Here is a 13,560-nt window from a genome sequence, read left to right as displayed (position 1 = left end):
AAGGCTTGCCCCTGCTTGGTCCCTCCGCTTCGCTACGGGTCCCCTCCTTCCGGCGTCGCCCAAGCGGCCGACGGCCCGGAATAGAAGCGCCTCCGGTTCCGTCTTCCCCGGCTACGCCAGGGACCGCTCGGCCAACGCCTCCAGTCGGCCCTGGCGCTTTATGGGGCACACAATCAAGATCAAAGGCCGCACGGGATCAAGGTCAAGATCAACAGCGGTTCGCGTTGTTTTTGCTGTGTTTTTGCTGTGCTTTTACTTCACCTCACGCACGCGGAACACGCACATCCAACCCCGAATACTTCAAACTCTGCCGATCCACCATCTGCTTGAGCAACGCATTCACCTGCCGCGTAAACGTATCACTCACCGCCTCCTTCGGCGTATTCGCCATCAGCGGCACAAACAACACCCCCATCCAGGTATTGATTGCATCGTGGTTGCTCTCGGTGCTCAACGTCTTGCCCTGCGCATCCTGCGCTTCCAGGGTCATGGTGTACTGGTCGGTGCCCAGCGCCGGCACCAGCATCAGGGTGAAACCGCTCAGGAACGCCCAAACCACCTGGCCACCGCTTGGTGGATGGTTGTAGACCTTCAGGTGCAGGGTGTAGTCACCCGGCTGCTTGTTGAATTCGTCCAGGGTTACCCGGCCGAACAGCTTGGAGTCGTTCAGCGACTTTTCCAGTTGCGGCCGCAGCTGGTTGCGCGCCTGGGGCACTTCCACCGCGGTGCTGCTGCCTGGCGTGCCCTGGTAGAAATCGAAATCCACGAACACGTTGGGTTTGTTGGCGTAGCTGGCCATGGACGGCATCGTCACTGGCGCCACTTCGTCCTTGGTAAAGCTGGCGCAGCCGCCCAGGGTGAGCGAAACGGCCAGGGCCAGGGTTTTTGCGAACTTCATGGGTAACTTCCTTGGTCAAAAAGCAAAGTGTCCAGGCGACACTTTTTCCAGATTCGCGGGCTTGGGGCGCCGCGCGGGTGAGCATTTTGCCATCATGCCCCCCTGCGTCAATAAACCAGTGTCACAAAACCGACAAGTTTCATCTTGCCCTGGCCACCCCCGCTCAAGGCGCTTGATCCCGAGGCAATAGCGCGTGCAGACTGGCCGACAGTCCAATGACAACGAAAAAAGGATGTTGCATGCGAACGTTCGACCTGATTCGCGCCGCCGTGCTACCCGAGTTCAAGGAGCGCGTGGCCGATTACCTGATCGAGTACGAAGACGTGCTGCGCGCGAACCCTGCCGACCCGGACACCCAGCGGGCGGTGGCCAATCAGTTGCGCGGGTACTTGCGTGGGTTGAACACGGTGCGGGTGCTGGGGATGGCGGACTGGGAAGAGCTGGACCGGCGGGTAGTAACGACCTGGCTCAGCTAGGGCACCCTTGCCCCAGTCAGCGACCCTTCCTGGGCTGCCACCCGGGTGCTGCTGGGGCAAGTGTGTGATACCGACTGCGCTCTGTGCACGCCAGGCGGGCGATGGGGGAAAGCTGGCCTGGCAAAGCATCTGGAGCACTTTCAAAGTACGCCAGCCGATGTGAAAAATACGTGATAGGAAGGGGCTGTCGCTGCCCTTTGTGTCTAATTATTTCCAGCCCCACATAAAACCCGTAGCCGCTGCCGCCAGGCTGCTACGGGGCGGCACTGGCGCCACGCCGGGCCACCCGGCTGGCCGCCAGTTGCAGCGCGCTGCACAGCACGAAATAGACCAACGCCACGAACAGGAAGATCTCCACCGGGTGCACCATCACCCGGTTGCTCACCTGCGTGGCTTCATAGGACAGCTCCCCTACCCCGATCACGTACGCCAGCGACGTGTCCTTGATCAGCGACACCCACTGGTTGAGGAACGAAGGCAGCATCAGCGGCAGGGCCTGGGGCAATATTACCAGCCACAACACCTGCGCCGGCCGCAGCCCCAGCGCCCTGGCCGCGGCCCATTGGCCGGCCGGCAGGCTGTTGATGCCCGCCGCCACCGAGTGCGACAGGTACGCGCCGCCGATCAGCGACAGCGCGCACACCACCGTGGCCAAAGCCGGCACGTTGACGTGGAACAGAATCGGCAGCAGGAAATAGCTCCAGAACATCAGCATCAGCACCGGAATCGCCCGCAGGAAACCCAGCACGCCCACCAACACCCAGCGCAGCCAGCCGCGGCTGGTCACCAGGGCAATGCCGCCCATCAGCCCCAGCACGCCGGCGGCGATGCCCGACAGCAGGCTCAGCAGCAGGGTCAGCGCCGCGCCACCCAAGGGGCCGTCGGGGTAGGCGCCCCACATGAAATAGCCGAGGTTGTCGACGATGACGGAAAAGTCCATGGCTCAGGCCACTCCCCGGCGGTAGCGCCGACTGTGTTGGATCAACTGCCCTGCCGCTTCGATCAGGGCGATGGTGAGGATGTACAGCAAGGTTGCGTAGCCGAACGCCTGAAAGGTCTTGAAGGTCTCGGTCTCCACCTGCCGCGAGGTGTAGGACAGTTCAGCCAGGCCAATGGCCATGGTCAGCGACGAGTTCTTCACCGCGTTCATGTACTGGCCCAGCAGCGGGCCCAGGGCCGTGCGCAAACCCTGGGGCAGCACCACGTGCAGCCATACCTGCGCCGGGCGCAGGCCCAGGGCCAGGCCGGCGGCGCGCTGTTCCTTGCGCACCGAGTCGATGCCGGCGCGCAGCTCTTCGGCGACGAAGGCGGTGGTGTACAGGGTCAAACCCCAGAAGCCGGCGATGAATTCAAACGATGGCCACTCCACTGTCAGCGGCCCCAGGGCCAGGCTGCGCGGGGTGTTGAGCCAGGTCACCAGGCTGTCGGGCAGCAACGCGGTGACACCGAAATACCAGAAGAACAACTGCACCAGCAGCGGCGTGTTGCGGATCACCAGCAGGTAGGCCCGCGCCGGCCACGCCAGCAGCCGCGACGGCGCACTGCGCGCCAGGTACAGCAAGGCGCCCAGCACCGTGGCCACCAGGCACACCAGCACTGACAGGCCCAGGGTCAGCAGGAAGCCGTCGGCCAGCCACTGCAAATAGCGGGGGGCAAGCAATTCACCAAACATGTAGGCGCGTATCCAGGTCAAACGAAACCAGGCACGCGCCCGGGCAGGCGCATGCCATGTGCAGTCACAAGGGCGGGATCAGCCCTTGTCGCCGATCTTGAACAGGCGCGCCAGCGGCGTGTTGGTGGTCGGGCCGAACCAGGTGTCGTAGATCTTCTGGGCCTGGCCGTCTTTCTCCAGCGCTACCAGGGTGTCGTTGACGAAGTTGGTCAGGGCGGTCTCGCCCTTGGGCAGGCCCACGCCGATCAGGTCGTCGGAGATGGTGAAAGGTGGCACTTCATATTTGTCGCGGTCCGGCACGTTGGCCAGCAGGCCGATCAGCTTCGGGCCGTCCTGGGTGATGGCCTGGACGTTGCCGTTGCGCAGCGCGGTAAAGGCGAACGGCGTGTCGTCGTAGGCCACTACCTTGGCGCCGGGGAATTTCTCGCGCAGCACGCCTTCGTTGGTGGTGCCCTTGTCGACGCCCACGCGCCAGGTGTTGAGGTCGCTCTCGTTCTTGAGCGTGCCCTTCTTGACGATGAATTGCTGGCCCGAGGCGAAGTACGGGGTGCTGAAGTTGACCTGCTCGGCGCGTTCCTTGGTGATGGTGAAGTTGGCCAGCACCAGGTCGACCTTGTTGGCCACCAGCAGCGGCACGCGGTTGGCCGGGTTGGTGGGCTGCAGTTCCAGCTTCACGCCCAGCTTGGCGGCGATGGCCTTGGCGTAGTCCACGTCCAGGCCGGCGAGCTGCTTGGTCTTGGTGTCGATGAAGCCGAACGGTGGGTTGCTGTCGAAGGCGGCGACGCGCAGCACCCCGGCTTTCTTGATGTCTTCAAGACGGTCGGCGTGGGCGATACCGGAAAGCAACGCCAGGGACAGGGCCGCAAGGGCCGTAAGTTTTTTCATTGGCTCGACTTCCTGTAGGGGCAGATAGGCAAAGTGCCTGCACCGGAAGTCTTGCAGTAAGGCTAAAAAACCAAAAGGAATATAATATTATTTGTTTATATTTTTCAGGAATATAAAACAGGGCTAGCGGTGCGACAGAATATTGGCCAGCAACCCCGGGTAGCGGCTCTCCAGCGCCTCGCTGCGCAGCGAGTTCATGTGCGTGGTGCCGACGTTGCGGGTCTGCACCAGCCCTGCCTCGCGCAACACGCGGAAATGGTGGGACATGCTCGATTTCGGCCGCCCGCCGTCCAGTTCGCCGCAGGTGGCTTCGGGCACGCCGGCCAGGTGCCGGACGATGTCCATGCGCACGGGGTCGCTCAAGGCGTACAACAGCCGCTCGAGGGTGAAGTCTTCGGGATTGGGGTGGGTATAGGCTCGCATGGCGCACATGATATCGAGGCTTCCATAAATTGCCATAGTTCGATTATGATCGAACAAGCGAAAATAGCTATCTCCTGGAGTTTTCCCATGTCTGCATTGTTCCAACCCTTCACCCTGAAGGACGTGACGCTGCGCAACCGCATCGCCATCCCGCCCATGTGCCAATACATGGCCACCGACGGCCTGATCAACGACTGGCACCACGTGCACCTGGCGGGCCTGGCCCGTGGCGGCGCCGGCCTGGTGGTGGTCGAAGCCACCGCCGTGGCCCCCGAAGGCCGCATTACCCCGGGCTGCGCCGGCATCTGGAACGACGAGCAGGCCCAGGCGTTCGTGCCCGTGGTGCAGGCCATCAAGGCCGCAGGCTCGGTGCCGGGCATCCAGATCGCCCACGCCGGCCGCAAGGCCAGCGCCAACCGCCCGTGGGAAGGTGACGACCATATCGCCGCTGGCGAGCCCAACGGCTGGGACACCATCGCGCCGTCGGCCATCGCCTTCGGCCACCACCTGCCGAAAGTGCCGCGCGCCATGACCCTGGACGACATCGCCCGGGTCAAGCAGAACTTCGTCGACGCCGCACGCCGCGCCCGTGACGCCGGTTTTGAATGGATCGAGCTGCACTTCGCCCACGGCTACCTGGGCCAGAGCTTCTTCTCCGAACACGCCAACCAGCGCACCGACGCCTACGGCGGCAGCTTCGACAACCGCAGCCGCTTCCTCCTGGAAACCCTGGCCGCGGTGCGCGAAGTGTGGCCGGAGCACCTGCCGCTGACCGCCCGTTTCGGCGTGATCGAATACGACGGCCGCGACGAGCAGACCCTGGCCGAGTCCATCGAACTGGCGCGCCGCTTCAAGGCCGGTGGCCTGGACCTGCTGAGCGTCAGCGTCGGCTTCACCATCGCCGAGACCAACATCCCGTGGGGCCCGGCGTTCCTCGGCCCGATCGCCGAGCGCGTGCGCCGCGAGGCCGACCTGCCGGTGACCTCGGCGTGGGGCTTTGGCACCCCGCAACTGGCCCATGACGCCGTCAGCGCCGGCCAGCTGGACCTGGTGTCGGTGGGCCGTGCCCACCTGGCCGACCCGCACTGGTCGTACTTTGCGGCCAAGGAACTGGGCGTGGACAAGGCTTCGTGGACCCTGCCAGCGCCTTACGCCCATTGGCTCGAGCGTTATCGGTAAACCCTGACGCGGCCTTCGGCCACTGCTACGTACCTGACGTGGCGTGCGGCCGCTGGCCTCTGTAGCAGCTGCCGCAGGCGGCGTCCGCCCTTCCCGCGCGCCGCCCGTCTGGCTTATCCTCCTTGCCCTCCTCCTTTTGCAAGGGATCTGCATGTCGCTGTTCCAGGATCTACCCAACGACGACGGCCTGCCCGGCGCCCAACGACGCCTGGCGATGGTGGCGATCATGACGGCCACCGCCATGGCCGTGATCGACGGCACGGTGGTGAACATCGCCCTGCCCTCCATGGCCCATGCCTTCAACGTACCCGCCGCCACCACCATCTGGGTTGCCAACGGCTACCTGCTGGCGGCCGCCATGACGCTGATGATTTTTTCCTCGCTGGCCACGCGCATCGGCTTTCGCCGCCTGTTCGTGGGCGGCGTCAGCCTGTTCACCCTGGCGTCGCTGGGCTGCGCGCTGGCGCCGTCGCTGGACGTGCTGGTGGCCATGCGCGTGGTCCAGGGCGTGGGCGGTGCCGCCACGCTGAGCATCGGCCCGGCCATCTACCGCACGGTGTTTCCCACCCGCCTGCTGGGCCGTACCCTGGGCCTGAACGCCCTGCTGGTGGCCCTGGCCACCGCCGTGGGCCCAGCGTTCGGCGGCGCCGTGCTGTGGCTGGCCAGCTGGCCCTGGCTGTTCGCGATCAACCTGCCGCTGGGCATCGCCGCCGCGCTGTTGGGCTGGCGCTATGTGCCCGGGCAGCGTGCCAGCAGCGGTGAGCCCTTCGACTACCTCGGCGCCGTGCTGTCGGCCGTGACCATGGGCGCGGCGATCATGGCCACTGGCGCGGCGGCTGCCAGCGAGGCTGGCGCTTACTCACTGTTGATGGTGGCTGCAGGCGCTGCGTTTATCTGGCGCCAACGCCGCGCGCCGGTGCCCTTGCTGCCCCTGGAAATCTTCAAGTACCTGCGCTTTTCCCTCGCGGCCCTGACGTCGCTGACGGCGTTCGTCAGCCAGGGCATTGCCATCCTGTCGCTGCCGTTCCTGTTCCAGAACGCCTACGGCTACGACGTGCTGGGCGCGGCGCTGCTGTTCACCGCCTGGCCGGTGGGCATTATCCTGGCCGCGCCCCAGGCCGGGCGCCTGGCGGACCGCCATCCGCCCGCGGTGCTGTCGACCATCGGCCTGGGCCTGCTGACCCTGGGGCTGGTGCTGATGGCGTTGCTGCCGGCCGATGCCGGCACGTTCGGCATTCTCTGGCGCGAATGCCTGTGCGGCGTGGGCTTCGGCTTCTTCCAGAGCCCCAACAACCGCGAGATGCTCGCCAACGTCCCGCGTGAGCGCAGCGGCAACGCCTCCGGGGTGCTGGCCATCGCCCGCACCTTCGGCCAGTGCCTGGGCGCGGCATTGGTGGCCGTGGTGCTGGCGGCGTACCTGGGGCACCCGGCGGCGGGCCAGGCGCTGGCCGATGCCGCGGTGCTGGAAGCGCGGGCCATGCACATGGCCCTGGCAGTGGCCGCGGTGGCGTCCGGGCTGGCGATGTGCGTGAGCATCAGCCGGATTGGCAAGCGCGGCTGATCACACGCCATCGATATGGCGGAAGCGCTCGATCAGGAAGTCGATCAGGCGCCGCACCCGCGCCGACAGGTGCAGCTGCTGGGGGTACACGGCGTAGACGTCGGCGCGGGTCGGGGTCTGGTCTTCCAGCACCAACCGCAGCCGCCCGCTGCGCACGTAGCGGGCGATGTCCCACTCGGCGCGCAGCAGAATGCCGTAGCCTTCCAGCGCCCAGTTCAACGCCACCTCGCCGTCATTGCAGCCCAGGGCGCCGTGCACCTTGACGTTCTCGGTGCGGCCGCCGTGGTTGAAGCTCCACACGCCGTAGGGTGATTCGTTCTGCCGAATGAAAATGCAGTTGTGGCGGGCCAGGTCCGCAAGCTTCACAGGCGTGCCGTGCTTCTCCAGGTACAGCGGCGAGGCGCACAGCAGGCGCCGGTTGGAGGCGATCTTGCGGGCGTGCAGCGCGGCGTCCGGCAGGCTGCCGAAGCGAATGCCCAGGTCGAAGCCGTGGGTGGCCAGGTCCAGCGGGTGGTCGCTGATCTCCAGCTGGATCTCCACCTCCGGGTAGTGGCTGAAGAACGCCGCCAGCGCCGGGCCGATGTGGCGGCGGCCAAAGCCCAGCGAGGCGTTCACCCGGATCAGGCCCTTGGGCGTGGCGCGGCTGCTGCTGACCAGCTGCTCGGCCTCGTCGATCTGCGCGAGGATGCGCGCCACGTGGGCGAAATACAGCTCGCCCTCCGGGGTCAGGCTCATGGAACGGGTGGTGCGGTTGACCAGGCGCACGCCTAGCCGCGCTTCCAGTGCCGCCAGGCGCTTGCTCACCGCCGGTGGCGTCACGCCCAGCTCGCGCGCGGTGGCCACCAGGCTGCCCTGCTTGGCCAAGAGATGGAAAAAGGACAGGTCCTGGGCCTGGTTCATTCATAACTCCAGGTTAATGATGTAGTGATTTGTGGTTAACCAATGGCTTTGGCTCACTACATATACTCCAGTCACCCGCCGCAGCCCAGTGCCGGCGCACAACAACAGCCCCTGGAGAGAGCCATGAAGACCTACAACATTGCTGCCGTGCCTGGTGACGGCATTGGCGTGGAAGTGATCGAGGCCGGCGTCGAAGTCCTCAACGCCCTGGCCCGTCGCAGCGGCACCTTTGCCCTGCAGTTCAAGCACTTCGACTGGAATTCCGAGAGCTTTCTCAAGCGCGGCCACTACATCCCCGAAGGCGGCCTGGCGGAACTGAAAACCTTCGACGCGATCTTCTTCGGCGCCGTGGGCGCGCTGAACGTGCCCGACCACGTGTCCCTGTGGGGCCTGCGCCTGCCCATCTGCCAGGGCTTCGACCAATACGCCAACGTGCGCCCGGCCCGCGTGCTGCCCGGGGTGAAGAGCCCGCTGCACAACGGCCACGAAATCGACTGGGTGGTGATTCGCGAAAACTCCGAGGGCGAATACTCCGGCAACGGTGGCCGCGTGCACCGCGGGCTGCCGGAAGAGGTGGCCACCGAGGTCTCGGTGTTCACCCGCGCCGGCGTCGAGCGCATCCACCGCTTCGCCTTCGAACTGGCACGCACCCGGCCGCGCAAGCACCTGACTCTGGTGACCAAGTCCAACGCCCAGCGCCACGGCATGGTGCTGTGGGACGAGATCTTCCACGAAGTGGCCAAGGACTTCCCCGACGTGGTCACCGACAAGGAGCTGGTGGACGCGCTCACCACGCGCATGGTGCTCAAGCCCGCCAGCCTGGACGTGATCGTGGCCACCAACCTGCACGCCGACATTCTTTCCGACCTGGCCGCGGCGCTGTCCGGTAGCCTGGGCATAGCCCCTACCGCCAACCTCAACCCCACCCGGCGCTTCCCGTCGATGTTCGAACCCATCCACGGCTCGGCCTTCGACATTACCGGCAAGGGCGTGGCCAACCCCATCGCCACCTTCTGGACCGCCGCCATGATGCTCGAACACCTGGGGGAGGTCGCCGCGGCGCGGCAGCTGATGGCCGCCATCGAGGCCGTCACCGAAGCCGGCGTGCACACCCCTGACCTGGGCGGCACCGCCACCACCCGCCAGGTAACCGCCGCGGTGATCGAACTGCTGCAGCGCTGATTTCCCCGGCGCTGCGCGGATCACCGCGCCCGCGCCGGGGCGGCGCCTGACAACAACAAGAATCAGGGTCCGTCATGAAACGCATATTCGGCAAACTCTATGTACAGGTACTCATCGCTGTAGCCCTCGGCGCCCTGGTGGGCGTGCTGTGGCCCGACACGGGGGCTGCGCTCAAGCCCATCGGCGACGGCTTCATCAAACTGATCAAGATGCTGCTGGCCCCGGTGATCTTCCTCACCGTGGTCAGCGGCATCGCGCGCATGGAGAACATGAAGGAACTGGGCCGCGTGGGCGTGCGCGCCCTGCTGTACTTCGAGGTGGTCTCGACCCTGGCGCTGGGCCTGGGGCTGATCGTGGTGAACCTGTTCAAGCCGGGCGCCGGCATGAACATCGACCCCAAGGCGCTGGACACCTCCAGCATCGCCACCTACACCGCGGCGGCGCCCCACGCCTCGTTCATGGACTTCCTGCTGGGCATTATCCCCGACACCATCGTCGACGCCTTCGCCAAGGGCAACGTCCTGCAGATCCTGATGTTCTCGATTCTGCTGGGGGTGGCCCTGGCCAACGCCGGGCCGCGCGCCAAGGTGTTCATCGACGTGGTCGACAGCCTGATGAAGGGCATGTTCAACATCGTCAACATGGTCATGCGCCTGGCGCCCATCGGCGCGTTCGGCGCCATTGCCTTCACCATCGGCAAGTACGGCTTCGGCTCGATGTTCGCCCTGGGCAAGCTGATGGCCTGCGTGTACCTGACCTGCATCTTGTTCGTGGTGTTGGTGCTGGGGCCGATCTGCCGCTACACCGGCTTCAGCCTGTGGAAGTTCCTGCGCTTCATCAAGGAAGAGCTGTTCACGGTGCTGGGCACCAGCAGCTCCGAATCGGTGCTGCCGCGCATGATCACGCGCATGGAGCAGGCCGGCTGCTCCAAGCCGGTCGCCGGCATGATGATTCCGGCGGGGCTGAGCTTCAACCCCGATGGCCAGGCGATCTACTACACCATCGCGGCGATCTTCATTGCCCAGGCCACCAACACGCCGTTGAGCCTGAGCGACCAGCTGATCGTGCTGGCGGTGCTGATGTTCACCTCCAAGGGCTCGGCGGGCGTCAGTGGCTCGGGCTTCATCATCCTGGCGGCCACCCTGGCCTCGCTGGGCACCATCCCGGTGTCGGGCATGGTGCTGTTGCTGGGCGTGGACCGCTTCATGTCGGAAGCGCGGGCCATCACCAACACCATCGGCAATGGCGTCGGCACCCTGGCCATCGCCAAATGGGTGGGCGCGTTGGACAGCGACAAGCTGCGCCGGGCCATGGAGGGTGAAACGGTGCCGGAGCCCGCAGCCACAGTGCCCCGGCTGACCCCGGTGCTGCAGCGCTATGGTAAGGTATGGACCGTTTTGGCCCGCGAACCAAGGAGCAGCAATGAGTCTGGAAACCGTCAAATCCTTCCTGGCGGCGAACGCCCCGGACCTCTCGGTCATTGAGTTGGCCGAAAGCACCGCCACCGTGGCCCTGGCCGCCAGCGCGCACAACGTCGAGCCGGGGCAGATCGCCAAGTCGCTGTCGTTGCGGGTCAATGACCAGGTGATTCTGATCGTCACCCGCGGTGACGCGCGCTTGGACAACAAGAAGTTCAAGGCGCGGTTCGGGGTCAAGGCCAAGATGCTCGACGCTACCGAGGTGCAGGCACACACCAGCCACCCGGTGGGCGGCGTGTGTCCGTTCGGCTTGCCGGCGGCCGTGGCGGTGTACTGCGACGTGTCGCTGCAGGCCTTTGCCGAAGTGCTGCCGGCCGGCGGCGCCACCAATGCCGCAGTGCGCCTGTGCCCCCAGCGCATGGCCACGCTGGTGAACGCGCAATGGGTGGACGTCGCCCAGGCCTGACGCCCGTCAGGCCGGGAACTTGTGCTCGGGGGCAGGGCCTACTCTTGTACTGCCCCCTGCGACAGGACATTCCCCATGTTAAGAAACCTGCACGACCTGGAACACTACACCCTGGGTGCCACCGACGGTGACATCGGCAAGGTCAAGGACGTTTATTTCGACGACGCCACCTGGGTGGTCCGCTACCTGGTGGTGGAAACCGGCTCGTGGCTGGCCAGCCGCAAAGTGCTGATCGCCCCCGCCTCCATCCAGCAGTGCGACTGGAGCAACTACCGCCTCAGCGTCAATATCACCCGCGAGCAGGTCAAGGCCAGCCCGGACATCGACACCGCCAGGCCCGTTTCGCGCCAGCACGAAATGGACCACCTGGACTATTACGGCCTGCCCTTCTACTGGGGCACGGGCGGGGTCTGGGACACGGCCATCGAACCCGCCGTCGCGCCGCGTGAAGCCAAGGACGACGTGCGCCTGCGCAGCGGCGAAGAAGTCAGTGGCTACCATATCCACGCCAGTGACGGCGACATCGGCCACGTCGCCACGCTGCTGGTGAACGAGGAGTCCTGGGCGGTGCAGTACCTGGTCATCAACACCAGCAACTGGTGGGTGGGCCACAAGGTGCTGATCGCCCCGGAATGGATCGACAAGATTTCCTGGCACGAGCAAAAAGTACTCCTCGACATCGACCGCGCCACGGTGCAGGCGTCGCCGCCCTATGACGAGACGGCGCCGCTGAGCCGCGAGCATGAGACGGTGCTGTACACCCACTACCAGCGCTCGGTGTACTGGTCGGTCGAAACCCGCAACGACCCGCCCGAGTAATCAGCCTTCCATGGCCGGGCGGTACTGGCCCTGGGCGGCGGCGCCGTTGCAGCGGGCGCGCAACAGCAGCGCCTGCTGCGCGCGTTGCACATTGGCGTCGTCGCCGGCCCACAGGCGCAGGGCATCGTCCTGCAAGGCGCGGCCGTAGGAGAAGGTCAGCGGCCACGGCAAGGGCGCGCCCTGGTGCATGGCATTGAGGTGTTCGGTGGCCAGCGCCGACGACTGCCCGCCCGACAGGAAGGCAATGCCGCCCACCGCCGCCGGCACCGCGCGCCGCAGCGTCTCGACGGTGGCCTGGGCCACGGCCTGCACCGACACCTGCGGGGCGCCCTCGCCCGGGAGCACCATGTTGGGTTTGAGCAACATGCCCTCCAGCAGCACGCCATGGCGGTGCAACTGTGCGAACACCGTGTCCAGCACCTCGCGGGTCACCGCCTGGCATCGCGCCAGGTCGTGGTCGCCGTCCATCAGCACTTCCGGCTCGACAATGGGCACCACGCCGGCCTCCTGGCACAGCGCGGCATAGCGCGCCAGGCCGTGGGCGTTGGCCTCGATGGCGGTGCGGCTCGGCAGCTGGTCCTCGATGCTCAGCACCGCGCGCCATTTGGCGAACCGCGCGCCTTGGCTGGCGTAGTGCTGCAGGCGCTCGCGCAGGCCGTCCAGGCCTTCGGTGATGCGCTCGCCGGGGAAACCGGCCAGCGGCTGCGCCCCGGCGTCCACCTTGATGCCGACGACAATGCCGGCGGCCTTGAGGATATCGACGAAGGGCGTGCCGTCCTTGGCGTGCTGGTACAGGGTTTCCTCGAAGAGGATGGCGCCGCTGATGTGCTGCGCCAGCTGCGGGGTGGTCACCAGCAGTTCGCGGTAACGCCGGCGGTTCTCCTCGGTCTGGGCGATGCCCAGGGGCGCGAACCGGCGGTTGCAGGTGCCCAGGCTCTCGTCCATGGCCAGCAAGCCCTTGCCTGCCGCCATCAACGCCCGGGCCGTGTCGATCAGGGAATTGGAATGATCGGTCATAATTCACCTCTGCCTTGGCTGAATGGCCAAGGATAGGCGCGATCGGCCCTACTTGCGCGCCAGCTTGTAGTGCAGGCAGCCTTCGTAGAAGGTGTCGTGCACCACCGCCGGCCTGGCGCGGGTGGCGTTGTCGTAGGTCTGCTCGGTGATGCCCAGGGCCAGCATGCGCATCCAGCCCTTGCTGAATTTCATGGTGTGGATCTTTTCCCGCGCGGCGTAGCGCGACACCCCGGCCAGCTTCAGCTCCTGGGCGCGCGCCGCGGTGCCGGCGCCCCAGGCGCACATGTAGCGGTCATCGGGCCGAAGGTCCCGGGCCTGGGCGCACAGCGTGGCCCCGGTGAGTGCAACCCCTGCAAGCGTAATCATTACATTGCGCATTTAATCCCTGCCCCAAGCACCTGAAATTGAAGTGATTTTGGCGGGAAGTAAAAGCCTTGGGGGCCAGCATTTCGCCTGCAGCGCTTCGCTACCCTTGGATTACACCGACTGCTGTTGATCTTGATCCCGTGCGGCCGTTGATCTTGATTGTGTGCCCCGTAAAGCGCCAGGGCCGACTGGAGGCGTTGGCCAAGCGGTCCACGGCGTAGCCGGGGAAGACGGAACCGGAGGCGCTTCTATTCCGGGCCGTCGGCCGCTTGGGCGACGCCGGAGGGAGGGGACCCGC

15 protein-coding genes are annotated in these 13,560 nt (G+C 65.9%); 7 read left to right on the top strand and 8 right to left on the bottom strand.

Annotated elements, in window-relative coordinates; all coding sequences use genetic code 11:
• Window positions 1-262: 262 nt before the first annotated feature.
• Window positions 263-898: a hypothetical protein gene (locus AC0Z2B_RS08335; RefSeq protein ID WP_476295893.1), complete on the bottom strand. Its 636-nt coding sequence runs from the start codon at window positions 896-898 to the stop codon at window positions 263-265.
• A gap of 239 nt (window positions 899-1,137) precedes the next feature.
• Between AC0Z2B_RS08335 and AC0Z2B_RS08330 the strand changes: the two genes are divergently transcribed.
• Complete coding sequence (locus tag AC0Z2B_RS08330; RefSeq protein WP_476295891.1) at window positions 1,138-1,374, top strand: hypothetical protein; 237 nt, start codon at window positions 1,138-1,140, stop codon at window positions 1,372-1,374.
• A gap of 253 nt (window positions 1,375-1,627) precedes the next feature.
• Here the strand turns inward: AC0Z2B_RS08330 and AC0Z2B_RS08325 are convergent, their stop codons facing one another.
• The 4 genes from AC0Z2B_RS08325 to AC0Z2B_RS08310 all read right to left on the bottom strand — a co-directional run bounded on the left by AC0Z2B_RS08325 (window position 1,628) and on the right by AC0Z2B_RS08310 (window position 4,390).
• Window positions 1,628-2,314 (bottom strand): amino acid ABC transporter permease, encoded by a 687-nt coding sequence (locus AC0Z2B_RS08325; protein WP_476295889.1) that lies wholly within the window; start codon window positions 2,312-2,314, stop codon window positions 1,628-1,630.
• A gap of 3 nt (window positions 2,315-2,317) precedes the next feature.
• Window positions 2,318-3,046 (bottom strand): amino acid ABC transporter permease, encoded by a 729-nt coding sequence (locus AC0Z2B_RS08320; RefSeq protein ID WP_476295887.1) that lies wholly within the window; start codon window positions 3,044-3,046, stop codon window positions 2,318-2,320.
• A 78-nt stretch (window positions 3,047-3,124) separates the two neighbouring features.
• A complete protein-coding gene (locus AC0Z2B_RS08315) occupies window positions 3,125-3,931 on the bottom strand; it encodes a transporter substrate-binding domain-containing protein (RefSeq protein ID WP_473006786.1) in 807 nt (268 codons plus the stop codon).
• Between the two features lie 123 nt (window positions 3,932-4,054).
• Entirely contained in the window at window positions 4,055-4,390 is a 336-nt protein-coding gene (locus AC0Z2B_RS08310) for an ArsR/SmtB family transcription factor (protein ID WP_475503193.1), read from the bottom strand.
• A gap of 51 nt (window positions 4,391-4,441) precedes the next feature.
• Between AC0Z2B_RS08310 and AC0Z2B_RS08305 the strand changes: the two genes are divergently transcribed.
• Both AC0Z2B_RS08305 and AC0Z2B_RS08300 read left to right on the top strand, forming a co-directional pair.
• Window positions 4,442-5,533 carry an NADH:flavin oxidoreductase/NADH oxidase gene (locus tag AC0Z2B_RS08305; protein WP_476295885.1) on the top strand — a complete coding sequence of 364 codons (1,092 nt, stop codon included), beginning with the start codon at window positions 4,442-4,444 and terminating at the stop codon, window positions 5,531-5,533.
• A gap of 151 nt (window positions 5,534-5,684) precedes the next feature.
• Entirely contained in the window at window positions 5,685-7,094 is a 1,410-nt protein-coding gene (locus AC0Z2B_RS08300; protein ID WP_476295884.1) for an MFS transporter, read from the top strand.
• Here the strand turns inward: AC0Z2B_RS08300 and AC0Z2B_RS08295 are convergent, their stop codons facing one another.
• Window positions 7,095-7,994, bottom strand: a complete 900-nt coding sequence (locus tag AC0Z2B_RS08295) for a LysR family transcriptional regulator (protein ID WP_416424359.1) — start codon at window positions 7,992-7,994, stop codon at window positions 7,095-7,097.
• Window positions 7,995-8,117: 123 nt separating this feature from the next.
• Between AC0Z2B_RS08295 and AC0Z2B_RS08290 the strand changes: the two genes are divergently transcribed.
• The 4 genes from AC0Z2B_RS08290 (at window position 8,118) to AC0Z2B_RS08275 (ending at window position 11,879) form a co-directional block, all read left to right on the top strand.
• Complete coding sequence (locus AC0Z2B_RS08290) at window positions 8,118-9,176, top strand: tartrate dehydrogenase (RefSeq protein WP_476295882.1); 1,059 nt, start codon at window positions 8,118-8,120, stop codon at window positions 9,174-9,176.
• 74 nt (window positions 9,177-9,250) lie between these two features.
• Entirely contained in the window at window positions 9,251-10,660 is a 1,410-nt protein-coding gene (locus tag AC0Z2B_RS08285) for a dicarboxylate/amino acid:cation symporter (RefSeq protein ID WP_476295881.1), read from the top strand.
• Window positions 10,599-11,060, top strand: coding sequence for a YbaK/EbsC family protein (locus AC0Z2B_RS08280; RefSeq protein WP_476295879.1), 462 nt, complete (start codon window positions 10,599-10,601; stop codon window positions 11,058-11,060). Before AC0Z2B_RS08285 ends, AC0Z2B_RS08280 begins: the two co-directional genes overlap by 62 nt.
• Before the next feature lie 75 nt (window positions 11,061-11,135).
• A complete protein-coding gene (locus AC0Z2B_RS08275) occupies window positions 11,136-11,879 on the top strand; it encodes a PRC-barrel domain-containing protein (protein ID WP_476295877.1) in 744 nt (247 codons plus the stop codon).
• On the opposite strand, the gene AC0Z2B_RS08270 is transcribed toward AC0Z2B_RS08275, so the two are convergent.
• Together AC0Z2B_RS08270 and AC0Z2B_RS08265 are read right to left on the bottom strand one after the other, a co-directional pair.
• Complete coding sequence (locus AC0Z2B_RS08270; protein ID WP_476295876.1) at window positions 11,880-12,896, bottom strand: class I fructose-bisphosphate aldolase; 1,017 nt, start codon at window positions 12,894-12,896, stop codon at window positions 11,880-11,882.
• Between the two features lie 48 nt (window positions 12,897-12,944).
• Entirely contained in the window at window positions 12,945-13,274 is a 330-nt protein-coding gene (locus AC0Z2B_RS08265) for a hypothetical protein (RefSeq protein ID WP_416424365.1), read from the bottom strand.
• Between the last annotated feature and the right edge of the window lie 286 nt (window positions 13,275-13,560).

Source organism: Pseudomonas sp. GYB4201, from assembly GCF_056312595.1.
Note: the sequence above shows the minus strand (reverse complement) of the source record. Positions and strands in the feature narration are given on the sequence as shown.

Coding starts and splice junctions, on each gene's coding strand:
- AC0Z2B_RS08335 (WP_476295893.1), bottom strand. CDS start 898: ATGAAGTTCGCAAAAACCCTGGCCCTGGCCGTTTCGCTCACCCTGGGC.
- AC0Z2B_RS08330 (WP_476295891.1), top strand. CDS start 1,138: ATGCGAACGTTCGACCTGATTCGCGCCGCCGTGCTACCCGAGTTCAAG.
- AC0Z2B_RS08325 (WP_476295889.1), bottom strand. CDS start 2,314: ATGGACTTTTCCGTCATCGTCGACAACCTCGGCTATTTCATGTGGGGC.
- AC0Z2B_RS08320 (WP_476295887.1), bottom strand. CDS start 3,046: ATGTTTGGTGAATTGCTTGCCCCCCGCTATTTGCAGTGGCTGGCCGAC.
- AC0Z2B_RS08315 (WP_473006786.1), bottom strand. CDS start 3,931: ATGAAAAAACTTACGGCCCTTGCGGCCCTGTCCCTGGCGTTGCTTTCC.
- AC0Z2B_RS08310 (WP_475503193.1), bottom strand. CDS start 4,390: ATGGCAATTTATGGAAGCCTCGATATCATGTGCGCCATGCGAGCCTAT.
- AC0Z2B_RS08305 (WP_476295885.1), top strand. CDS start 4,442: ATGTCTGCATTGTTCCAACCCTTCACCCTGAAGGACGTGACGCTGCGC.
- AC0Z2B_RS08300 (WP_476295884.1), top strand. CDS start 5,685: ATGTCGCTGTTCCAGGATCTACCCAACGACGACGGCCTGCCCGGCGCC.
- AC0Z2B_RS08295 (WP_416424359.1), bottom strand. CDS start 7,994: ATGAACCAGGCCCAGGACCTGTCCTTTTTCCATCTCTTGGCCAAGCAG.
- AC0Z2B_RS08290 (WP_476295882.1), top strand. CDS start 8,118: ATGAAGACCTACAACATTGCTGCCGTGCCTGGTGACGGCATTGGCGTG.
- AC0Z2B_RS08285 (WP_476295881.1), top strand. CDS start 9,251: ATGAAACGCATATTCGGCAAACTCTATGTACAGGTACTCATCGCTGTA.
- AC0Z2B_RS08280 (WP_476295879.1), top strand. CDS start 10,599: ATGAGTCTGGAAACCGTCAAATCCTTCCTGGCGGCGAACGCCCCGGAC.
- AC0Z2B_RS08275 (WP_476295877.1), top strand. CDS start 11,136: ATGTTAAGAAACCTGCACGACCTGGAACACTACACCCTGGGTGCCACC.
- AC0Z2B_RS08270 (WP_476295876.1), bottom strand. CDS start 12,896: ATGACCGATCATTCCAATTCCCTGATCGACACGGCCCGGGCGTTGATG.
- AC0Z2B_RS08265 (WP_416424365.1), bottom strand. CDS start 13,274: ATGCGCAATGTAATGATTACGCTTGCAGGGGTTGCACTCACCGGGGCC.